The organism is Companilactobacillus tucceti DSM 20183, from assembly GCF_001434665.1.
In the GTDB taxonomy this organism is placed as follows: domain Bacteria; phylum Bacillota; class Bacilli; order Lactobacillales; family Lactobacillaceae; genus Companilactobacillus; species Companilactobacillus tucceti.
Window position 1 is genome coordinate 1 of record NZ_AZDG01000027.1, and the last position, 23,152, is coordinate 23,152.

21 protein-coding genes, 4 tRNA genes and 1 riboswitch are annotated in these 23,152 nt (G+C 33.8%); of the genes, 6 read left to right on the top strand and 19 right to left on the bottom strand.

Annotated elements, in window-relative coordinates:
- Nucleotides 1-128 precede the first annotated feature (128 nt).
- The 3 genes from FC72_RS09855 to FC72_RS09865 form a co-directional block, all read right to left on the bottom strand.
- Nucleotides 129-386, bottom strand: coding sequence for a hypothetical protein (locus tag FC72_RS09855; protein ID WP_057767290.1), 258 nt, complete (start codon nucleotides 384-386; stop codon nucleotides 129-131).
- A gap of 291 nt (nucleotides 387-677) precedes the next feature.
- A tRNA-Val gene (locus FC72_RS09860) sits at nucleotides 678-750 on the bottom strand.
- Between the two features lie 9 nt (nucleotides 751-759).
- Nucleotides 760-831, bottom strand: a tRNA-Glu gene (locus tag FC72_RS09865).
- A 104-nt stretch (nucleotides 832-935) separates the two neighbouring features.
- Here FC72_RS09865 and FC72_RS09870 point away from each other — a divergent pair.
- Entirely contained in the window at nucleotides 936-1,559 is a 624-nt protein-coding gene (locus FC72_RS09870) for a DNA-3-methyladenine glycosylase (RefSeq protein ID WP_083480809.1), read from the top strand.
- Here FC72_RS09870 and FC72_RS09875 read toward each other — a convergent pair.
- The 3 genes from FC72_RS09875 to nrdD form a co-directional block, all read right to left on the bottom strand.
- Complete coding sequence (locus FC72_RS09875) at nucleotides 1,536-3,353, bottom strand: heavy metal translocating P-type ATPase (protein ID WP_057767292.1); 1,818 nt, start codon at nucleotides 3,351-3,353, stop codon at nucleotides 1,536-1,538. The two genes, FC72_RS09870 and FC72_RS09875, sit on opposite strands and share 24 nt — an antisense overlap.
- An 82-nt stretch (nucleotides 3,354-3,435) precedes the next feature.
- On the bottom strand, nucleotides 3,436-4,017 hold the full coding sequence (gene nrdG / locus FC72_RS09880; protein WP_057767294.1) for an anaerobic ribonucleoside-triphosphate reductase activating protein: 582 nt from the start codon (nucleotides 4,015-4,017) through the stop codon (nucleotides 3,436-3,438).
- On the bottom strand, nucleotides 3,962-6,169 hold the full coding sequence (gene nrdD / locus FC72_RS09885; RefSeq protein ID WP_083480810.1) for an anaerobic ribonucleoside-triphosphate reductase: 2,208 nt from the start codon (nucleotides 6,167-6,169) through the stop codon (nucleotides 3,962-3,964). Before nrdD ends, nrdG begins: the two co-directional genes overlap by 56 nt.
- A 349-nt stretch (nucleotides 6,170-6,518) precedes the next feature.
- Here nrdD and FC72_RS09890 point away from each other — a divergent pair, with 349 nt between their 5' ends.
- Genes FC72_RS09890 through FC72_RS09900 form a run of 3 tightly spaced genes read left to right on the top strand, consistent with a single transcriptional unit; the run spans nucleotide 6,519 to nucleotide 8,795 of the window.
- The gene (locus tag FC72_RS09890; protein WP_057767296.1) at nucleotides 6,519-7,037 is read left to right on the top strand and encodes a TetR/AcrR family transcriptional regulator; all 519 of its coding nucleotides are present in this window, start codon (nucleotides 6,519-6,521) and stop codon (nucleotides 7,035-7,037) included.
- Nucleotides 7,037-8,098 (top strand): ABC transporter permease, encoded by a 1,062-nt coding sequence (locus FC72_RS09895; protein ID WP_057767297.1) that lies wholly within the window; start codon nucleotides 7,037-7,039, stop codon nucleotides 8,096-8,098. Before FC72_RS09890 ends, FC72_RS09895 begins: the two co-directional genes overlap by 1 nt.
- A 1-nt stretch (nucleotide 8,099) precedes the next feature.
- A complete protein-coding gene (locus FC72_RS09900; protein WP_057767299.1) occupies nucleotides 8,100-8,795 on the top strand; it encodes an ABC transporter ATP-binding protein in 696 nt (231 codons plus the stop codon).
- Nucleotides 8,796-8,974: 179 nt separating this feature from the next.
- Here FC72_RS09900 and FC72_RS09905 read toward each other — a convergent pair whose 3' ends face one another.
- The 11 genes from FC72_RS09905 to lysA form a co-directional block, all read right to left on the bottom strand.
- On the bottom strand, nucleotides 8,975-10,282 hold the full coding sequence (locus tag FC72_RS09905; RefSeq protein ID WP_057767301.1) for a hypothetical protein: 1,308 nt from the start codon (nucleotides 10,280-10,282) through the stop codon (nucleotides 8,975-8,977).
- Between the two features lie 111 nt (nucleotides 10,283-10,393).
- Nucleotides 10,394-10,720, bottom strand: a complete 327-nt coding sequence (locus FC72_RS09910) for an AzlD domain-containing protein (RefSeq protein ID WP_057767303.1) — start codon at nucleotides 10,718-10,720, stop codon at nucleotides 10,394-10,396.
- The gene (locus FC72_RS09915; RefSeq protein WP_057767305.1) at nucleotides 10,707-11,426 is read right to left on the bottom strand and encodes an AzlC family ABC transporter permease; all 720 of its coding nucleotides are present in this window, start codon (nucleotides 11,424-11,426) and stop codon (nucleotides 10,707-10,709) included. Before FC72_RS09915 ends, FC72_RS09910 begins: the two co-directional genes overlap by 14 nt.
- Before the next feature lie 68 nt (nucleotides 11,427-11,494).
- The gene (locus FC72_RS09920; RefSeq protein ID WP_057767307.1) at nucleotides 11,495-12,559 is read right to left on the bottom strand and encodes an aspartate-semialdehyde dehydrogenase; all 1,065 of its coding nucleotides are present in this window, start codon (nucleotides 12,557-12,559) and stop codon (nucleotides 11,495-11,497) included.
- 27 nt (nucleotides 12,560-12,586) lie between these two features.
- Complete coding sequence (locus FC72_RS09925; protein ID WP_057767309.1) at nucleotides 12,587-13,774, bottom strand: aminotransferase class I/II-fold pyridoxal phosphate-dependent enzyme; 1,188 nt, start codon at nucleotides 13,772-13,774, stop codon at nucleotides 12,587-12,589.
- A gap of 40 nt (nucleotides 13,775-13,814) precedes the next feature.
- Nucleotides 13,815-14,996 carry an aminotransferase class I/II-fold pyridoxal phosphate-dependent enzyme gene (locus tag FC72_RS09930; protein ID WP_057767312.1) on the bottom strand — a complete coding sequence of 394 codons (1,182 nt, stop codon included), beginning with the start codon at nucleotides 14,994-14,996 and terminating at the stop codon, nucleotides 13,815-13,817.
- Between the two features lie 17 nt (nucleotides 14,997-15,013).
- Nucleotides 15,014-15,790 carry a 4-hydroxy-tetrahydrodipicolinate reductase gene (gene dapB, locus FC72_RS09935; RefSeq protein WP_057767313.1) on the bottom strand — a complete coding sequence of 259 codons (777 nt, stop codon included), beginning with the start codon at nucleotides 15,788-15,790 and terminating at the stop codon, nucleotides 15,014-15,016.
- 11 nt (nucleotides 15,791-15,801) lie between these two features.
- On the bottom strand, nucleotides 15,802-16,674 hold the full coding sequence (gene dapA / locus FC72_RS09940; RefSeq protein ID WP_057767315.1) for a 4-hydroxy-tetrahydrodipicolinate synthase: 873 nt from the start codon (nucleotides 16,672-16,674) through the stop codon (nucleotides 15,802-15,804).
- A complete protein-coding gene (locus FC72_RS09945) occupies nucleotides 16,674-17,831 on the bottom strand; it encodes an N-acetyldiaminopimelate deacetylase (protein WP_057767317.1) in 1,158 nt (385 codons plus the stop codon). The genes dapA and FC72_RS09945 overlap by 1 nt, the downstream gene beginning before the upstream one ends.
- Nucleotides 17,832-17,833: 2 nt before the next feature.
- On the bottom strand, nucleotides 17,834-18,538 hold the full coding sequence (dapD, locus tag FC72_RS09950; protein ID WP_057767321.1) for a 2,3,4,5-tetrahydropyridine-2,6-dicarboxylate N-acetyltransferase: 705 nt from the start codon (nucleotides 18,536-18,538) through the stop codon (nucleotides 17,834-17,836).
- Nucleotides 18,539-18,568: 30 nt separating this feature from the next.
- Nucleotides 18,569-19,867: a diaminopimelate decarboxylase gene (gene lysA, locus FC72_RS09955; protein WP_420806051.1), complete on the bottom strand. Its 1,299-nt coding sequence runs from the start codon at nucleotides 19,865-19,867 to the stop codon at nucleotides 18,569-18,571.
- 92 nt (nucleotides 19,868-19,959) lie between these two features.
- Nucleotides 19,960-20,140: riboswitch (Lysine riboswitch) on the bottom strand.
- A 164-nt stretch (nucleotides 20,141-20,304) separates the two neighbouring features.
- Here lysA and FC72_RS09960 point away from each other — a divergent pair.
- Both FC72_RS09960 and dapF read left to right on the top strand, forming a co-directional pair.
- Complete coding sequence (locus FC72_RS09960; protein ID WP_057767323.1) at nucleotides 20,305-21,660, top strand: aspartate kinase; 1,356 nt, start codon at nucleotides 20,305-20,307, stop codon at nucleotides 21,658-21,660.
- Between the two features lie 17 nt (nucleotides 21,661-21,677).
- A complete protein-coding gene (dapF, locus tag FC72_RS09965; RefSeq protein WP_057767325.1) occupies nucleotides 21,678-22,655 on the top strand; it encodes a diaminopimelate epimerase in 978 nt (325 codons plus the stop codon).
- Between the two features lie 187 nt (nucleotides 22,656-22,842).
- Here dapF and FC72_RS09970 read toward each other — a convergent pair.
- Both FC72_RS09970 and FC72_RS09975 read right to left on the bottom strand, forming a co-directional pair.
- A tRNA-Ser gene (locus FC72_RS09970) sits at nucleotides 22,843-22,932 on the bottom strand.
- Between the two features lie 88 nt (nucleotides 22,933-23,020).
- A tRNA-Asn gene (locus tag FC72_RS09975) sits at nucleotides 23,021-23,093 on the bottom strand.
- Between the last annotated feature and the right edge of the window lie 59 nt (nucleotides 23,094-23,152).

A 23,152-nucleotide genomic window follows, 5' to 3' on the forward strand; every position in this document is an offset into this window, starting at 1 on the left:
TATTTTCCCAGAAGTGCTCTTATTTATCTGTATCAAATTATATACTCAGTACCGATTACTGGGCTCTTTTGTTTTAATGCTCGAAAGCTGAACATGTTTTGTCACACTCTTTGGCTCGTCATACATTTTTAAATATGTTTGAGAAAATACAGTTCTTCTGGTTTCAATTCAATTGACTTAGATCGTTCAATGAATGCTCTAATTGTTTTTTCATGTTCTATCTTTAATTGTGTTTTTAATTTACGGTTTTTCCAAAATCCATAAGCAATTATTGATACAGGTACAATTTCTAACAACATGGTCGAAGGAATTAGCCATGGTTCATCGTGAAGCAAATTAAAAAAGCGATCCTTATCTTCTTTAGTAGCAGTTTTTAACGTTGGCATAAGAAATCACACTCCTTTGAAATTACCCACATAATAACCCATTGACCTGAACATGTCATGATTTTGGGTACAAAAAAAGACTGCAACATACGTCATCCGTCTTTTTTGCATTTCTGAACTTTTATAGTCTAAACGTGTAACAAAAGGTTGCAACCTCCACATAGCTATGAACCACAAATGATTGATGGTACCAATCATTTGCGTTTCTAGGCTATATTCCGGTGGCAGACAACCTTTTGTCACACTATCAAAAAAAGCTAGGACAGCGTCCTAGCTAAGCGTTTTATTTGATGGAGGATACAGGGATCGAACCTGTGACCTCCTGCTTGTAAGGCAGATGCTCTCCCAGCTGAGCTAATCCTCCAAATAAAAGTGACCCGTACGGGATTTGAACCCATGTTACCGCCGTGAAAGGGCGGTGTCTTAACCACTTGACCAACGGGTCATTTAATTATGTCTTTCTCAAGCACAAAAAATATTATATATTAACTATAAGGGCGTGACAAGCCTTTTTTTAAGTTTTTGCAAAAAAGTCATTGGAGGCAAATATTGAACGTAAAAGATTTTTTTGAAAATGGGGAAACAATGGACATTGCAAAAGAGATGTTAGGTCATACTTTTACATACGATTCAGAAGAAGGAAAACTTTCAGGAATTATTGTTGAAACAGAAGCATATTTAGGTGAAATTGATAAAGCAGCCCATTCCTACAATGGTCGACACACCCCTTCTAACGATCCGCTCTATCAAGATGGGGGAACAATTTATATCTACTCAATACATAGTTGGTTAGATATGGATATTAGTATTCAGAAAAAAGGCATCCCAAATGGAATTTTAATTAGAGGTTTACAACCAGTTGATGGCCTAGAAATAATGGAAAAAAATCGTAAAAAAACTGGCTTTGATGTTACAAATGGACCCGCTAAGTGGATCAGAGCATTTGGAATAAGAGATAAAACATTATCAGGAACACCATTAAACTCAGATAATTTTATTTTTTCCGAAAAAAAAGTCCAGACTCCTAAAAATATTTTAGCAACACCTAGAATCGGCGTGCCAAATAAGGAACCTTGGACTTCTAAAAAAATGAGATTTATTGTTGAAGGAAACCCTTATGTATCCAAAATGTATAAACGTGATATGAATTTAGATACATATGGTTGGCTCTAATCGATCACTTCTAGCTCTTAGTGCATAAAGAATCGTAACTGTATCAACGACCTCTTGTAAAAGAGCTCCGATGATGGTTGGAATAAGACCAAAACCGGCAATTATCATTAATACAATACAAATAAAAATTCCTATTAGAACCGCTTCTTTGGCTACTTTTAGAGTATCACGTGATATTTTAACTACATCCGCGACTTTTCCAAAATCGTCTTGTAAAATAACAGCATCCGCAGACTCACTGGCTGCATTTGCACCTTGATATCCCATTGCAATACCAGCATCGGCTAATGCTAAAGCGGGTGCGTCATTAACACCATCTCCGACCATAATTGTCGGATGATTTTTAAGATTTTTAATTATTTTAACTTTATCATTAGGTAAACTCTCAGGATATATTTGAGTTATACCAACTTCTGAAGCAACCGATTCGGTTGTTTCTTTTTTATCTCCAGTAATCAATAGAATATTTTTTATACCGAAATCTTTTAACTTCTGAATAGTTGACGCAGACTCAGGTCTAATTTGATCAGATAAACTGAAGACACCGGCGTATTTACTATCAATTGATACATAAACAGCTGAACCTTCAACTTTATCAACTGGTTCATCAGTAACAAACTTCCCTTGCCCCACTTTTACATAATGATCTCCAATAAAGCCAACGATTCCTTGAGCGGTATATTCTTTGATTCTATCAACTGTTTCTAATTTCAACTTTTTTTCAAGGGCATAATTAACGATAGTCTTAGCCATAATATGGCTGGAATTCTCTTCCAAAGAGGCAGCATATGACAAAACAGTTTCTCTATTAAATCCGGGTTTTATAATTTCTTTATCAACTACTAATTTTCCCCTAGTAATAGTACCTGTTTTATCAAAGGCAATCGTTTTTGCTGAAGAAATTTTTTCTAAAGTTGTTCCGGATTTTACGATAATACCATTTCTACTAGTTCTACTCATTCCTGAAACAAAGGCTATAGGAGCAGCCAATATTAATGGACATGGTGAAGCGACAACTAAAACTTGGGCGATTCTTACGGGATCTTTTGACAAATACCATGCAATACCAGCAATCACATAAGCAATAATCGTGAATGGAACAGCGTATCTATCCGCCAATCTAACAAAGTGTGCCGGATTAGATTCTGATTCCTTAACTAATTTAACAATTGCTTGATATTCACTATCAGCAGCAATCTTCTTAGCTTCCATCTTAAAAGGAGTTTCTCCATTAATGGAACCAGACATTACACTCGATCCCACTCCAATTGCAACTGGCACTGCCTCACCAGTTAATGAAGACTCATCAACTTCTGATTGACCATCTACTACAGCACCATCGACTGGAACTTGTTCTTTAGGGCGAATTAATAACATATCTCCAATTGCAACTTCATCTATATCAATATCTACGATCCCTGTTGGAGTGATTTTATGTGCAAAAGAAGGTGCATTATCTAATAAAGACTTTAATTCACTCTTAGCTTTATTAGCTGCATATTCCTCCAAAGTATCTCCACCTGTGAGCATCAATAAAATCACCCATCCGGCCCAATACTGACCTAAGACGATCGTAGCGACAATTGCAGTTATTGCTAATAGATCAACTCCAAAGTCCCCTGTCTTTAATACTTTGATCATATCAATAAACATTATTAAGGCTAAAATAAGTCCTAAAATACTTATAATTATTTGTGAATAAAATGGTAATTGAAACAAAAATTCTAAAATAAAAGCTACAACACCTATTGTTAATGTCCCATAAAGTTTTAGCTTATCCGAATTCATAGTCATCCTCCCCAAAACAAATTACCTTTCAAACAAAGTATACTCAAAAATCGGCATTAAGTTAATAAACCCAATACCGATTTTCTTTTTACTTAACTAAATTTTTCCAAATAATAACTTTTTTCTTTTTAAGTGACTCTTGAACATCGATTATTCTTTGGTTAGAACTTCCTCTAAATTGTAATGATAAATCCTTTTTGGCCTGCAAAAATCTTCCGTCAACCAAAATATCAATTAAAGATAACAATTCTAATTTATCATCTGACTCTTTCATTAATTCATCCCAAGAATATCCAGTCCATGACCAAATATCCTTAGTATTGCCAAATTCTTTTCGAACTCTTTTACATAATGACAGACAAACTTGAGTATTAACAAAGGGTTCTCCACCCAATAAAGTCAATCCTTGTACATAACTTTGACCTAAGTCTTTAATTATTTGGTCCTCTAATTCTTTTGTGTAAGGTTTTCCATAACGAAAATCTTGAGCTGCCACATTATAACAACCTGGACATCTAAATAAACATCCACTCACATACAGACTACACCTAACACCTTCACCATCGACAAAGTTGAATGGCTTATAATCTGCAATACGTTTTTGGCTTAAATCTTTAGCCATCCATTCTTTGGGTGTCGGATTGTTTGGTTCTCTCATAGTTCGCGGCATTTCTGATCATCTCCGGTGTCATATTTTTTCTTCTCGATGCAATTTCAACGTGACGTCCATGTATCATTGGGCGTTGTTGAGGGTTTCCTAAATAACCGCAGGTTCTCTTTACTACATCACAAAACTTAGGATCATGATTTCCACATTCGGGGCAAACAAATCCTCTAGCAGTTGCCTTAAATTCACCCTTAAACCCACATTTGAAGCATTGATCAATTGATGTATTAGTTCCTAAATAACCAACATGATCGTATGCCCAATCCCATACTGCCTCTAAAGCTTTAGGATTTTGCTTTAAATTTGGATACTCACAATAATGAATGAATCCACCAGAAGCGTACTTTGGAAATACTTCTTCAAATGATAATTTTTCAAATGGTGAAGGGTGTTTTCTAACATCATAATGAAAACTATTGGTGTAATATTCTTTATCCGTAATATCAGGTATTCGACCGAACTTTTTAATATCATCTCGACAAAATGTATCAGTTAACGATTCAGCCGGAGTTGAGTACAAACTATAGTGATATCCACTTTCATTAGCCCAAAGACTGCATTTATCATATAAAGCTTTTACAATACTCTCTGCAAAATCATGAGCTTCTTGATTATGTTCCCAATCTTTACCAAAAAATTCAGTACATACTTCATAAATACCAATATAACCTAACGAAACAGTAGCTCTTTGATCTTTGAATAACTCATCAATACTATCTGTTTCCTTTAGTCGTTTACCAAATGCTCCATACATATAAAGCAATGGTGCATTTTCTGGCTTAGCTTCTTTAGTACGTTCAATACGATATTCCAAAGCTTCATGGCACAGTGTCATTTTTTCTTCAAAAATTTCCCAGAATAGATTCTTATTACCATTAGATTCTAAAGCGATTCTAGGCAAATTTACGGTTACAACTCCTAAATTCATACGACCGGAATTTACTTCTTTTCCATTCTCATCTTCCCAGCCTTGTAAAAATGAGCGACATCCCATTGGAGTCTTAAAACTACCCGTTAATTCAACGATTTTGTCATACATCAACAAATCAGGATACATTCTCTTAGTTGAGCACTCTAGTGCTAATTCTTTAATATCATAATTAGGATCCGTTGGGTTTAAATTTAGGCCTCGTTTTACTGTAAATGTTAATTTAGGAAAAATAGCTGTACGATGCTCTTTTCCCAAACCTTTAATGCGAATTTTTAAAATTGATTTTTGGATTTCTCTTTCGATCCAACTAGTACCTAGACCAAAATTAATAGTTGTAAATGGAGTTTGCCCTTGTGAGGAATAGAGTGTATTGATCTCATATTCTAAAGCTTGCATAGCATCATAAATATCTTTTTTAGTTTTTTCACGAGCAAACTCTTCTTGCTTATCTTCAGCAACCCATTTTTTAGCGTCAGACATATGTTTTTCATAATTTATCTTTGCATAAGGTGCAAGTAATTGGTCAATACGATTGGCTGAGCAGCCACCATACTGTAAAGAGGCAACATTTGCGATAATCTGAGACATTTGTGCAGTTGCAGTCTGAATTGAACGCGGTGATGATACCCAAGCGTTACCGATTTTAAATCCATTAGTTAACATTTCATCAAAATCGATCAAACAACAATTAGTCTCTGGAGTAACGGGAGAATAGTCTAAATCGTGCCAATGAAGATCCCCTCTCAAATGTGCTTTAGCCACTAGATCAGGCAACATTTTGAGACCAATGGCTCCACTTGCAACTCCAGCCTCTAAATCACGTTGTGTATTAAAAACTTTACTATCCTTATTGGCATTTTCATGAACAATTGCTTCATTATTGCCAAATAATTTATTGATATTTCTTTCTACATTTGTTGCATCAGCAAATGCCGATTTTTCTCGTTCAAAATAAGTCTGATATAGCTCTACTTGTGTTGTTAATTTATATTTATTCATCAAATCAACAATCAACTGATGTAAATCTGTAGTTTGGATTATTGGTTCATCTTTTAGCTCAGTAACGATATCTTGTTTTATACGATTGATCAATTCAGCATCATCAATTAATTTGTTCAAAACAAAATCGATTTTATAAGAATAAAACTTTGTCTTTTCTCCAGATCTTTTTTCAACTGGAATTTCATTTAAACTGTCCAGTAAATTTCCTTTAATTTCTAGCATACACACACAACCTTTTATTGAATAAATAATATTATATGGACTTAATTTCTCTAAATCAATATCTAGTGGTATGGCCATTTTGTTTCACACCATATCTGGTATAAGATTTCTAGAGGATAAATTATTTTGGACATTAGTGTTTCATAAAAAATCCAAATTAGGCCTGAAAAATCAAGGAATTTTTTTAGTTAATTTATTTATTACATTTTAATTTTTATTACTTTTGTATATATTCTATACACAATTTATGACTACAGGAACAATCTATAAAAATAGTTGACACAGTGTCACTTTGTGGATATACTTCATTTAGATTTTAAAGTGACACAGTGTCACTCAGGAGGATATTATGGTTTCAACTACATTTGATAATTTAGATGACGCAAAAAAAATACGTGTTACAGATGCTCTATTAAACGAATTTTCCAATCACACACTTATGGAATCTCAAGTCTCAAGAATCGTTAAAGAATCAGGAATTGCTAGAGGTGCATTCTACAAGTATTTTGACGACTTAAAGGATGCATATACTTATACCTACGGTTTAGCCATGAAAGATATTCATAAAAGCATTCGAATAAGTCATGTGACTACACCTTCTGAATTAGTGGAGCAAACAAGGCAATTTGTAGAAAAAACTAATGATAGTCGTTACTACGCACTCATAAAAATGCATGTCTTGCACAATGAATCATCTTTCATTTCAAAATTCGATAAAAATGTCGTAAATGAAAATGAATTTCAATGGGCATCATCGGTGATGGTCCACGAAACAATCAAGCAAATTATGTTGAATCCAGATGTAAAAGAAATTTTATTAAAAAAACTCTCCAATATTTTATCTGTTTTAGAGAAAGAGGATAAATAATGTTTTTATCGTTAAAAGAAATAAAAAAGGAAAAGCTCCGTTACAGTCTAATCGTGACAATGATAGTCATGATTTGTTATCTAATTTTTATTCTGACCAGCTTAGCAATGGGACTATCGAGTCAAAATACGGATGCAATTGATTCTTGGAATATGAAAAGTATCGTTTTGGATAAAGATTCAAATACAAGCTTATCTCAGTCGCTGATCAGTAAAAAACAAGAAAGAAAAATTAAATTATCAAATAAAGAAGCAATAATTGGTCAAGCTTCAGTAATTGCAAAAAAAACTGGTTTAACAAAAGAATCGGCCCAATTTCTAGGAATAAATAAAAATCAATTTATTGCTAAGGACTTAGTTCTAACATCAGGTCACAAATTGAACGGAAATCATCAAGTAATAATTGATGAAAAGTTTAAGAACGATGGATACAAACTAGATGACAAATTAAAATTTAATTCTTCAAAAACTAACTATAAAATCGTCGGTTTTGTCAAAAATGCTAAATTAAATATCTCACCCGTTATTTACGGTAATATTTCCGACTGGCAACAAATAAAGAATTTAAACGGGCAATTTATTGGTAGTGGCATTGTATCTAAAAACTCCAATTACACTACTAATGATTCTCAGTTAAAAACTTATTCTAAATCTGACTTTGTTTCTAAATTGCCTGGATATTCAGCACAAAATTCAACATTTATTTTTATGATCGGCTTTCTAATGATAATTTCTTTAATTGTTATAGCCGTATTTTTGTACATATTAACTATTCAAAAGCTGCAAAACTACGCTGTTTTGAGAGCTCAAGGTATTCCAGCTAGAACTCTGGTAAATGCCACAATATCACAATCAATAATATTAGTTATAAGTGGATTATTGATTGGTACTATCCTGACCGCAGTTACTGCTCTGATAATACCTAATTCAGTCCCAATGAGTTTCAATATTCCAATACTATCAAGTGTAGGAACTGGACTCGTATTAACCGGAATAATTGGAGCACTTATTCCCATCAAACTCATCTTGAACGTTGATCCTGTAAGCGTAATTGGAGGATAAAATGACTACTTTACAATTAAATAATATTAATAAATTTTTTGGAACTGGTACAAGTCGAGTTCATGTTCTAAATAATATAAATTTTTCAGCTCAAAAAGGTGAAGTAAACTTAGTTATTGGACCATCTGGGTCTGGTAAAAGTACATTTTTAACTATAGCCGGAGGTCTACAAACACCATCCACCGGTTCAGTAGAATTAGATGGAAACAAATTAAGTTCACTTTCAAAAAAGCAACGTGATGCACTAAGATTAAATAAAATAGGATTTATATTACAAGCCTACAACTTGATCCCCTATCTTACCGTTACAGAGCAATTCAAATTGGTTAAAAAAATTAAGAAAGAAAATAACCTTGATGACCAAGAATTGGAAAATTTGATGAAACAATTAGGCATATCTGAATTAACGAATAAATATCCTAACGAATTATCAGGCGGACAAAGCCAGCGTGTAGCAATAGCTAGAGCTTTGTATACAAAACCAGATATTATTTTAGCTGATGAGCCAACAGCCGCATTGGATAGTAAAAGGGTTATAGAGGTCGGAAAACTTTTTCAAGCATTAGCTAAAGAACAGAATATAGCAGTAATCGTGGTGACTCATGACTTAAGGTTAATAGACTATGCTGATAATGTTTATGAAATAATGGATGGACAAATGAGGCTTAATAATGACCTTAAGAAAAAAGTTGGATGATTTTTTGCTTCTCTCTTTAAACAATTTAAATTGTAGTTAATTCTATTTTTTATCCTTAAGTATTCGGCTTAAACGCGCAATAACACATAGCTTTTTCCGCTTAAAGTAAATACCCCCCTCAACAATCTGACGATTGTTGAGGGGGGTATTTATTTTAATGCTCGAAAGCTGGACATGTGTTATTGCGCTCTCTTACTTATAAACCAATATGTTACTAATGTAGATAAAAGAACCGCAATTGTAACGGGTATTCTAACTATCAACAATAATTTATTTGAAACATTACCAGAGGTACTGAAAAAGTTTAATGCACTTGTTTGACTATAGAAGCTTACCAAATAAACGATAATCATATAAAACAATTGTTGCGATATATTACCGACTGCTGATAATTGATATTTAACTAGAAAAGCTCGCTCGGTTTCAATTTTGGGATGATTATAAAGTGAATTATTCAAAATAGAATTATCTGAACCTACGAATAAAGAACAACATAAAATTCCCACAAAATAAGTAAAGTTAAATAACGATAATATAAGTCCGATAATCACTAACGGATATCGCAAGTTTAAATGATTTTTAAGAATTATCGGACCTACTTCAAATCCAAATAAATATAAAAGATATACGGTCAACAATGTGCTAAAACCAAATCGTAAACTACTATCAAATATGGTATATAACAGCACAAAGTTCATTACTACTCCACGATTGATGGACGCTAAACTCAATGGAAAGAGTCTCATATGAACCTTTAATTGGTAGATCCATAGAATAGCCAATACAATTAATGCAACTCCACCGATGTATATGTCGCCAATTCTCATGATATTTTCCAATCTAGTATATCTAATGGTAAACACCATCATTATCAGAATAACTATAAAAATCAATCCCACAGTCGAGTAACTTTTGTCATGAACTGGGAACTCATTGTCTTTATAAAATTTGATCTGTGAATTTAGCCTTAGACTTCCCCACATTGATATGAAAAATAATAACGACAAGATAACAAAAGAAACCCAATACTGTGATGTCTTGATAGATAATAGTTCCACTATTATCAACAGAATCATCGATACTAATGACCCTAACCAATGTAACTTAGTCACATGAAAGTTATTGGTAATTTTTCCTTTTGTTCTAACCGTCAAAAAGTAAGGCCAAACCCAACTTGATGCCAATCCCAAAAGAATTCCTCCGAATATACCAAACCAAATATTATTAGCAAAAATCAGGCATAACGAACCAATAACGCCAAATAGATTGGAAATCATCAACATAAATGATGCCGAATAAGGAATATATATTGTTAATAACATTCCAATTGATCTAAATGTATATAACATCAGGAATGGTAAAACATACGCAGTAACACTTTTATTATGATTATAGAGTGATAAACAGAAAAAATACGGAATCACAACGCCAACATTAGCAAATAAATTCAGTACTCCTTCAGAAAAAGTCTCAAAGAATTTTTTCAATATTCTCTCCCTTAATTGATTTTCTAATCAAAGCAAACAAATTTAATAGACATATTATAAAACAAAAAAGAAGCTAGAATAAAATATCTAACTTCTTAATTAAAATATTACTTACATTACCAAACGTACTAGCGCCATTGCTACGATACCAACAACAACTGTTTTCATAAGATCCTTTAACCATACTGCCGTTATAACGGTTGGAATTAAAGCAATAACTATATCCCACTTTGGAACAGCTAGATGACCTGTTTTAGCATTAAATACAGTTTCTAATAACAAGGCAAATAAAATTGATAATGGTAAATATTCCAAAAACCTAGTAACAATTGCTGGAAATTTCACCATTTTCCCCAAAATAAATGGTGTAACTCTAGGAATCCAAGTTACTAAAGCACTTCCTATCAATATTAAAAGAATACTTTTACTTACTGTCATGCATAATACCTCCAACAAAACATCCTACTAAGGCTGAAATGATAACAGCAACAGATGAACTAACAAAAAATAGCATTATATATAAACTAAGGCCGACTGATATAACGACTGCAATGGATTTCCTTTGGCTCTTAGTTAATTCCCATTCAAATTGGGTAATAAATAATCCAGCAAACATAGCTGTTAAAGCAAAATCGAGACCAAATTGTTCTGGATTAGCAATAAAATTACCTACTAGTCCACCCAATATAGTTGCGACTATCCAAGTGATATAAGCTGCAACATTCAATCCTTCCATCCAACGCAAAGAAAAATGTTTCTTTTGTGCTACCGTAGTCGAAAAAACTGCGAATGATTCGTCAGTTAATAATGATCCAACTGAAATGTTCTTTAATAATGACTCATCCCTAAAATGCGGACTGGCAGTCATACTCATCAATAAGTGTCTTAAATTAACCAAAAAGACCGTCATAACTATACCTGTAATAGAAGTATTAGCTAACAAAAGACCACACATTACAAACTGTGAACTACCTCCATAAACTATGGCTGACATTAATGTGATTTCTAATAAATTCAAATGTGAGTTAATACCAACAATTCCAAACGAGAATCCTATTCCCAAATAACCCAATACAGTTGGCAAACAGCTTTTAACTCCATCGCGAAAAGTAGTATATCCTGTATCCGTATCAATTTCTTTCATACGGCCACCCCCTATAAATAAAAAAATCCGTCATTATTTGTAATGACGGATATTTAGTAACTAAAAATTTATTTTACCTCAACAAGACCATCTGCAACAAGTCTTTCGGCAATTTGAACGGTATTCCATGCAGCACCCTTTAATAGATTATCAGATACGACCCACATATTGAATGCACCTTTATTTTCAAGGTCTGGACGAATTCTACCAACAAACGTATCACGCTTACCAGTTGCATTAATAGGTTGTGGATAAATTTGATGATCTGGATCATCTTGTAGGACAGCACCAGGAGCATTTTCAATCAACTGACGGATCTTTTCAACTGAAGCTTCGTCTTTCTTTTCAACTTCAATATAGATTGATTCACCATGGCTGATAGGAACTGGTACTCTAACACAAGTTGCCGTTACTTTAATTTCTGGAGAATTCATATCGTCTAGCATAATTTTTTTAGTTTCATGAATCATTTTCCACTCTTCATGTGAATAAAGATTATCCTCGAGAACATCAATTTGTGGTAACAAATTAAATGCTAATGGATAGTGTTCTTTATCACCCTTAGTTGGGAAGATGTCAGCAGACATTTCTTTACCATCAAGATAGTCTTTTGCTTCACTATATAACTCATTTAAGGCTGATTGGCCTGCACCCGAAGCGGCTTGATAAGTTGAAACAATAATCTGCTTTAACCCAAAGGCCTTTCTAATTGGTTCTAGTGCAACCATCATTTGAATTGTCGAACAGTTAGGATTGGCAATAATTCCATGATGTTTATAAAGAGCTTTTTCATTAACTTCTGGAACGACCAAAGGAACATCAGGATCCATTCTAAAAGCACTAGTATTATCAACACATACGGCACCTCGTTTAACAGCTTCTGGCAATAGTTTCTTTGAAACTGATCCACCTGCAGAAGCCAATACAATATCAACGCCTTCAAATGATTCTGGTTTAGCTTCTTCAACAGTCACTGATTGACCTTTAAACTTTAAAGTCTTACCAGCTGAACGACTAGATGCTAACAATCTAACCTTTGAAACCGGAATTGTAGATTCCTCTAATTGTTGAATTAAACGTGTACCAACGGCACCAGTAGCTCCTAAAATAGCAACTTCATAACCTTCACTCATTATTTATCCATCCCTTTAATTAAATTTTTACTGTAAACTCTTTGTGAAATTCTCTAAACGTTTCATAGCTTCTTTAATATCTTCCATTGAAGATGCATAAGACATTCTAAAATATCCTTCTCCACCATCGCCAAAAGCCATACCTGGTGTTACTCCAAGTTTTGCCTCTTCGGCTAATCTTTCACAAAATTCAACTGAACTTAAGCCAAATTTAGCAGGTATTTTTGAGAAAGTATAAAATGCACCTTCTGGAAGAAGTGTTTCATATCCTAAATCATTTAATTTTCCAACAATATAATCACGTCGTTCTTGATAAACTGTACGCATTTCAGATGCATCATCAATTCCATTTTCTAATGCTTCTTGTGCAGCGTATTGTGCTGGATTTGATGGTGCGGTAACCATAAAGGCATGCATCTTCAAAGCATTTTTAACAAATCCTTCTGGTCCAGCTAAGTAACCAATACGATAACCTGTCATAGCGTGTGATTTGGATAATCCATTAATCAAAATAGTCTTACCAGGTAACAATTTAGCAAATGAAGTATGTTTCTTTCCGTATATTAATTCAGCATAAATTTCATCTGAAATAACAAACATTTCCTTATCCTTAACAACATCAACAATCTCTTCTAGTTGTTCTTTTGAATAAACAAAACCAGTTGGATTACCAGGATAATTGATCAATACAGCTTTGACCTTATTCTCACCTTCTCGTTTGATAACTTCAGTTAACTTTTTACCAGTTAATCTGAATCCATCAGCTGTGGTATCTACTTGAACGGGAATACCACCTAACACTTTGATAATTGGAATATACAAAGCAAATGTTGGTGTAGGAATAATGACCTTATCACCAGGATTGATCATAGCAGCAAAAGTAGCATAAACAGCTTCAGTAGCACCAATAGTTACGACCACTTCTGATTCAGGATCATAGTCTAAGTCGAAACGTACATTTAAGTAATTAGCAATGGCTTTTCGCAAACCAATAATTCCGGCTTGTTCTGAATAATGCGAGTCATTTTCTTTAATACTTTCAATTGCTGCCTGTTTAACATGTTCTGGAACATTAAAATCAGGTTCACCTAAAGTCATCTTTATGATTCCAGGAATCTTAGAAAACTTTTTGGCAAAATATCTAATTTGAGAAACTCCAATAGGATCAACAACTTTGTTAACAACGTGTTCAACACTCGAATCTAGTTTTGGCATATAACTCTCTCCTAAAATTAATTTGTTGCTAGTCTTAATTCTATAATAATTTAGCCGTGAATGCTTTTAATCGTTTCATAGCTTCTTGAATATTTTCCATTGAAGTAGCGTAGGAAACTCTAAAGAATCCTTCACCAGCTTCACCAAAGGCATCCCCTGGAACAACTCCAACTTTTCCTTCTGTGGCTAATTTGCGACAAAATTGATCAGAAGTTAAGCCAAACTTAGCAGGAATTGCTGGGAAAACATAGAATGCACCTTCTGGAGTGACTGTTTCATACCCCAATTCATTTAATTCACTGACAATGAAATCACGTCGTTTTTGATATGTTTGGCGCATTTCGATAGGATCATCTAATCCATTCTCCAAGGCTTCTTGTGCTGCATATTGTGTTGGATTTGATGGACAAGTAACAGTAAATGAATGTACTTTACTTGCTTGATCAATAAATTCCTTAGGAGCGGCAATATAACCTATTCTGTAACCGGTCATTGCATGTGATTTAGAAAGTCCATTTATCAAAATTGTTTGTTCTGGTAAAACTTTTGCAAATGAAACATGTTTTTCGCCGTAAACTAATTGGCTATAAATTTCATCTGAAATTACATATAGTGATTGATCTCGAATAACATCGGCCAATGCTTCTAGTTCATCTTTGCTATAAACAACTCCAGTAGGATTACTTGGGTAATTCATAATAATAGCCTTTGCATCAGGTTCTTTAGCCATAACTTCTTTTAATTTAGCGGGTGTTAATTTGAAATTATCTTTTGATGTATCAATTTCAACAGGTTCTCCACCTAATAATTCAATATCGTCCATATAAATTGAAAATGCTGGTGTTGGAACTAAAATTTTATCTCCATGATTCATAATTGTTGAAAGTGAAGTATAAATTGCCTCAGTAGCACCAATGGTAACAATTACTTCTGTTTCAGGATCGTAATTTACATCATAATCTTTTGCTAAGTAATTGCTGATTGCCTTACGTAATCCAGGAATACCCTTTTGTGGTGTGTAATGTGATTTATTATCTTCAATACTTTTAATTGCTGCTTGTTTAACATGATCTGGGACATTAAAATCTGGTTCCCCTAAAGTTAATTTCACAATTCCAGGAATATTAGCAATTTCTGAATTGAATACTAAAATTTTATCGTCACCAATCGGTTTCGTTAATTTGTTACCAATTTCTGCTACACTCTTTGCTAATTTAGGCATTAAGTTCATCTCCACTTTTAAATAATTTTTTCTAATCCGATTACTAATTCATTTCTATTCATTACTTCTTTAACGGCTAACTGAACACCCTTCATAAATGAAGCTCTATCAGTTGTACTTTGTTTAACAGTTAAACTCTCACCATCGCTACCAAAGATCACTTCTTCATCGGCAATAAAACCTGATAATCTGATCGCATGAATTTTAATTCCATGATAATCTCCACCGCGAGTTCCTAGCGGATCTGACTCGTTTGGATTTTTTTGTTCGTCTTGTTGTTGAACTTCATGGATCAATCGAGCTGTATTTAAGGCAGTTCCAGATGGTGCATCAAGTTTATCTTCATGATGTGTTTCTACAATTTCAGCTTGGTCAAAATACTTAGCTGCAGTCTGAGCAAATTTCATCATTAATACTGCTGAAATACCAAAATTAGAAGCTATAATTCCACCTAACTTTTTATCATCAGCTAATGACTTTAATTCACTTGTTTGATCTTCAGAAAGTCCACTAGTTCCAATAACAGGTCGGATACCTTTACTTATAGCAAATTTAGTATTGTCAAAAACAGCACTTGGAATACTAAAATCGATCCAGATATCTGCTTCAATATTGATTTGACTAAAGTTATTAAAGACTTTTACCTTCGAATCTAACCCATAATCATTTGGATCAAGACTATCTATAATTGGATTAAAAACTCCAACTAATTCAAAGTCAGAATTATTATTTACCATTGCAACTGCTTTTTGGCCCATGGAACCATTAAAGCCAGAAACTATAATTTTAATCACAAGTCATCCTCCTAAAAGCCTAATTTATCAAATAAGATTTTTTGTTCTGATTCATTCAATGACAAGATAGGTAATCTACATCCACCAACTTCATATCCTTTTGAATTCAAAACTGCTTTTACAGGAGAAGGTGAAGGATACATAAATAATGCACTCATCTTTGGAGTAAGTTCTCTTTGCAATGCACCAGCACCAAGAACATCCCCATCTGCTAGCTTTTTATACATTAATGACATTTCATCACCATATATATGTGATGCTACAGAGATAACACCATTAGCTCCAATTGATCTAGCATAAAGTGCCTGTCCATCTTCACCACTATAAACTAAGAATTTATCATCAGTATGCTCAACAATATATTCCAGATCATCTAAAGAATTGCACTGTTTGATTCCTTTAATATTAGAATTCTTAGATAATCCCACAACAGTTTCCTTATCCATCAATACTCCTGTTCTACCAGGAATGTTATAGATCATAACTGGAATTGGTGACTCAGCAGCAACTGCTTCAAAATGAGCTTTCATACCACGCTGATTAGGTTTGTTGTAATAAGGAACTACTACTAATGCCATATCTATTCCTTTAATTTGTCCAACCTTTTTAACAAAATCAATAGTCCCCTGTGTATTATTACTGCCAACACCAGCAATAATGGGAACGCGTCCATCGATTATCTCTGCAAATTTTTTATATAATGTTAATTTTTCATCTTCGGTTAAAGTAGGTGTCTCACCTGTTGTTCCACCAATAACAAATCCTTGGCTACCATGTTCCAACAAATGATTCGTTAATTTTTCCAAAGCTTCATAATTAATTTCTGTTGCTTCTTCATTAAATGGTGTAATGATTGCTGTCATTAATTCTGCATTCTCAAACATTAATCTTCCTCCAAATTCATACGATAATTTAGAAATCTTGTAAAGGCACGAACTCCAGCCATAATTGCTTCTTCATGAGGTAAAAAGTCAACTGAATGAAGTGATCCTGGACTAGAAACTCCTAGCCAAAACATTGTTCCAGGAATTTTATTTAGTAAATAACCAAAATCCTCACCAGTCATAGCAGGTTTTGTAATTTGGAATCTCACTTGATCATCTTGTTCCATATATTTAATAAATCGTTCTGATAACTTGGAATCATTCTCCACTGGATAATAACCACCTTGATTATATTCAACGGTTATTTTGGCATTAAACGAGATTTCCAATCCTTTAGCAATTTCAACTATTCTTTTACGAATAAATTCAATCATATCTTGAGTTAATCCCCTGATAGTACCTTCAAGTCTAGCTGTTCCGGCAATGACATTTCTAATTGTTCCTGCTTCTATTTTTCCAAAAGTTATAACTCCACATTTTATTGGATCAATATTTCTGGAAATTATCGTCTGAACTTGCGTAATAAAATTAGCGGCTATAATAACTGCATCGTTTGCATTATGTGGAAAAGCTGCATGACCACTCTTACCTTGAATAATTACGTTAACTTCTGTAGTACCGGCAAACAACGTTTCGGCATTTGTTCCAATAACTCCGGTAGCTAGGTCAGCATTGTCATGTAATCCATAAAATTCATCAACTGCATACTTGCCTTGAAATAATCCTAGATCATAAGCTTTCTTGCCGCCACTATCACTCTCTTCTGCCGGTTGAAAGAATACGACTATATTATCTTTAGGTTGATTACTTGCATAATAACTTAAAATTCCTAAGGCAACTGTCATGTGAATATCATGTCCACAGGCATGCATAACGCCTTTGTTTTTAGAAGCATATGATAACTTGTTTTCTTCGGTGACTGGTAAAGCATCCATATCAGCACGATATCCAATCGTACGTTTCGGGTTACTTCCTTGTATATGAACTAATAAGGCTGTCGGTAATTCTTTAAACTCTTTAAGCTCCAAATAATTTTGTGGAAAAGTAGCAATTACTTTTTTTAAATAAGAATGAGTTTGAAATTCATCCAAGGCTAATTCAGGAATCTGATGAAGTTTTCTTCTTATATCAATTAATTGATGTTCATCTAAGACCATAATTACAACTTCCTTAAAGTATTTTCAATATGAGTTTTATCAGTTGTCTGTTGATCCTTTATCTTTAAAACTTTAGCGGGAACACCGGCCATAACAGCACCAGGCTCTACATTTTTAGTAACGACTGCTCCGGCACCAATAACTGCGTTATCACCCACTTGAACTCCCTCAAGGACGACCGCATTTGCACCAACAGTTACATTATTACCAATTTTAACTGGGTCAGCTGAAGCTGGCTCAATTACACCGGCTAAAACTGCATTCGCACCAATATGAGAATTTTCACCAACAATTGCTCGTCCACCGAGAACAGCACCCATATCGATCATTGTTCCATCGCCAATTTCAGCACCGATATTAATGACCGCTCCCATCATGATAACTGCATTATCACCTATTGAAACTTGATCACGGATAATAGCACCTGGTTCAATTCTTGCGTTGATATGTTTAATATCTAGCATTGGTACAGCAGAATTCTGAGCACTTGTTTCTAAATAATAATCACTAATTCCTTCATTACTTAAAAGAGGAGCAATTTCTTTATAGTCGCCAATCAATATCCCCATAGAACCAGTATTAAAAAACTTAACTGATGATGGAATAGTTAAATTAGAAAAGTTACCTTGAATATAAACTTTAACGGGAGTAACTTTCTTAGCATTACCTATATAATTAATAATTTCTTCTGCATCCATCTTACTCATAAAAAAACTCCTCCTATTATATGCAACACTTTAAATGTAATTACGATCTAACTTTATTAAATCTTCATATGATTCACGTTCAACAACTAATTTGTCATGACCATTCTCGGCAAAAACAACAGCTGGTCTTGGATTACGATTATAATTTGAAGCCATCGAATAACCGTAAGCTCCGGCATCTAAAACTGCTAGAATATCTCCAGATTTTGTATCAGGTAGTTTTTGATGGTCAATTAAAATATCTCCAGATTCACAATACTTACCAGAAATATGAACATCCTGAGTTAATTTATCGTTCATTTTATTTGCGACGACTGCCTCATATTTAGCTTGATAAAGTGCGGGTCTAATATTATCACCCATTCCTCCATCAACATTTACGTATGAAGTTAAACCAGGAACATCTTTTCGTGATCCAATAGTATAAAGACTAAATCCCGCTGGTCCAACGATTGAACGACCTGGTTCGATCCAAATCTCTGGAATATTCATATTTTTTTCTTTTGCTTGTTGTTTAACTGTTTCAGCAATCTTTTTAATAAATACATCAAGTCTAATCGCTTCATCTTGGTCATTATAGCTAATTCCAAATCCACCACCTAAATTGATAACATTAGGCACGTAATCGAAATTATTTTTCCAGTCAGCAGCAATTTCAAACATTTTTTTCACTAACATAACGAATCCTTCAACACCAAAGATCTGTGATCCGATATGAGCATGAATTCCAATTAATTCCATTCGTTTGTTAGAAAGAACTTTTTGTAGAGCTTTTGTTGCTTGTCCAGAACCAACATCAAATCCAAATTTACTATCAACTTGTCCAGTTTGATCATATTTATGGGTATGTGCTGAAATTCCTGGTGTCAATCTCAACATAACTTTGATTTTAGAATCCTTAGTTTCAAGAATCTTCTCTAATAAATCAATTTCATAAAAATTGTCTAAGATAATAACTCCAACATGGTTATCAACAGCCATCTCTAATTCTTCTTCGGATTTATTATTACCATGAAAACTTATTTTTTCTGCAGGAAAACCAGCCTTTAAAGCTGTGTAAAGCTCACCTCCAGAAACAACGTCGGTATGTACGTCTTCTTGTTTTAATACTTGATAAATCGCAATAGTAGCGAATGCTTTACTAGCATAGCTAACTTGATACTTTAGGTTGTTATTTTCAAAACTATTTTTGAACCTACGTATCTGATTTCTAATTTCTTCAACATCATAGACAACTAATGGAGTTTGATATTTTGAGGCAAGTTCAACACTATCAACTCCTCCAATCATTAAATGTCCGTTCTCACTAGTTAATTCACTACTTATCATTTATAATCTACCTTTCTTAGAGGTCAGGTTGGATAAAAAAAGACCCCTTTGCTTAAACAAAGAGATCCAAAATAACATAAATTCCGCATCATTTTGTCATAAGCGCAACGCAGCGACATTTTGCTGCGACAGTTCGTACCATCTTATTAGTACGTCCCAGCGAACTAAGTATTGCAATACCTAGCGCTTCGGCGACATTCCCTTTCAACAAGTTCATTGTTCTTGCAAGAACTCACTTGTTTAATAATGTCAGTCGCGACCTCTTTTTGTTTTGTTGCTTAAAAGATTATAACAACTCTAATAATACGTCAAGCCTAATTAAGGAATTTGAATATATTTTCTAACTTTTAAACTTTAAGCTTGTTTTAATAACTAAAAATGCTAAACTCTACATTAAAAAAGTATTAATTTTTTAATTAAAAATTGGAGTGATATATGTGAAAGTCGTCAAGTTTGGCGGTAGCTCGCTAGCAAATGGTGAACAATTTGATAAGGTTATTAATATTGTGACAAGTGATGATGATCGAAAAGTCATCGTAACTTCTGCACCAGGTAAACGTTTCGATGGTGACATAAAAGTTACTGACCTATTAATAAAATACGCAAATTTAGTCCTAGAAAATAAAGATTATCAAGATGTCTACAATAAAATAGTTGATCGATATCAAGAAATAAGTAATTACTATAAACTATCTAGTGATACGATCGATAAAATCAAAGCTAAACTTACAGATTTGGCAACATCAAACTACAAAGACGACGAGCATCTTATGGCAGCTTTTAAAGCACATGGAGAATTTCTCAACGCCATCACTCTAGCCGATGTTTTAAACAGTAAAGGAATTAAGGCTAAGTTTTTGGATCCAAAGGAAATTGGATTCTTAGTTGGCGGTGAGCCAAATAATGCCGACGTCTTACCTGAAACATATGCCAATTTAGCTAAAATTAAATTTGATGATTCTAAAATAGTTTTCCCAGGATTCTTTGGCTACAGTAAAGATGGCGATATCTTCACATTCTCTCGTGGTGGTTCAGACATTACCGGCGCAATTTTGAGTCGCGGATTCAATGCTGACTTATATGAAAACTTTACTGATGTCGATGCAATATATGTCGCAAATAACCATATTGTTAAAAATCCAGAAGCTATCAAAAAGATGTCGTATCGTGAAATGAGAGAACTTTCATACGCTGGATTCTCTGTTTTCCAAGATGAAGCTATTATTCCCGCCGTTGAAGGCCAAGTACCCGTAAACGTAAAAAATACTAATGATCCACAAAAACCAGGTACACTAATAGTCCCTTCTCAATTTTTATTCAATCCAGCAAATCCTATAACTGGTATAGCTAGTTCAGATCGCTTTTCAGCATTATATATTCATAGATACCTGCTAAATAAAGAAGTCGGTTTTACTCTAAAATTACTTCAAATATTTTATAAATACGGAATTTCATATGAACATATGCCATCAGGAATCGATGACCTGACAGTTATCTTTGATAAAAGTAAACTCGATTCAGAGACAATTAAGAATTTATGTAACGACGTAAAAAAAGCCCTCAATCCAGATTATATTGAATGGATCGATGACTACGCAATTATCATGGTCGTCGGTGAAGGACTTGCTCATACAGTTGATACAGTAAGTAAAATTATTGATTCTTTAACAGAAAAAAATATTGCTATTGATATGATCAATCAAGGTGCATCACGAATTTCAATTATGATCGGGACACAGGTAAAGGATGCAAAAGATGCCGTTAGAGATATCTACGATACATTTTTTAACTAAATACTGAGGTGAAAATAATGGTTCAAATTTTAAAGGTACATGGATCAGAAAATCAATTTTTTATTTTGGATCAAACAAAACTACAAAATCAGTTGTCTGATAAGGAATTAAAAGGTCTAGCTGTTAAAATATGCAGTTCAAAAAATGGATTATTAGGCGGATCAGATGGATTGCTAGTTATTAATGATTCTAAATACGATGATTGCCTAGGACAAATGAGAGTTATAAACGCTGACGGTAGTGAAGCAAAAATGTGTGGAAATGGTTTAAGAACTGTTAGCCGTTATTTATCAGAAAAATTCAAAAAAGATGAATTCAAAGTGGAAACACTAGAAAATAATTTATCAGTCAAAAAATCTCAAAACCTTGCTGATGGAGTACCAGCATTTAGCGTAGAAATTTCTCCAATATCATTTGCTAAAGCAGATCTACCATTTAGTTATAAGGCAATGGATCAATTGATTGACACAGAGATACCAGAATTCATACCTAATCAATCCTTCACTGCTATCGCTGTACCTAACCCACATTTAATTAGCTTCGTTAAGGAGTTAAATGAAGGAGATCTAGGTAGTCTAGGTAAAATGCTTAATGGAGTTAATGACTATTTTCCTGAAGGTGTTAATGTCAGTTTTGCAAAAATTCTTGGACCTAATAAGTTATTCGTTCAGACATATGAACGTGGCGTAGGATTCACAAATGCTTGCGGTACCGGAATGTCAGCTACAAGTTTGGCCTTTGCCATGTTGCATAAAGAGTATTTTGATTCTAATAAGGATATCGAAGTATTTAATCCTGGAGGTAAGGTTAAAACAAATATCAAATTAGACTCAATACCTGAAAATAGCCAGATTCGTTTAATTGGTAATGCGACTTTTACTCATACATTAGAATTAAGTGAATCAGATCTGCATAAGGCTGTTTTATCTTCAGTAAAAATTGAAATAACTGGTGAGGAAAATAACTATCAAGCGTTTGTTAAATCTATACAATAATATGATGGGGGCTGTGACATATGTCATAGCCCTCTTTTACATTTGCAAACTTTTTATAGCCTAACCGTGTAACAAAAGGCGGTTTGCCACACTCTTTTTTTAGTACAAAAAAAACGCCGTATCCTAAGATACGACGCCCTTTTTACACAAATATACATGGATGTACATTAATAGAAATTAAGTACAACGGAGAGTAGGGGATTTGAACCCCTGATACAGGCAAAACCCGTATACATGATTTCCAATCATGCTCCTTCAGCCACTCGGACAACTCTCCAAAATAAAAAGCCTAAAAAAATACATCTAATTCGTGAGAACTAGATGTATTAATTTGGCACACCTAGGGATTCCTAAGTATTAATTAACTCCGGATGTCAGACTCGAACTGACGACACCCTGATTAACAGTCAGATGCTCTACCAACTGAGCTAATCCGGAATAACAGCGTGGCAACTACCTATCCTCGCGGGTAGTTTCCCACCAACTACTTTCGGCGT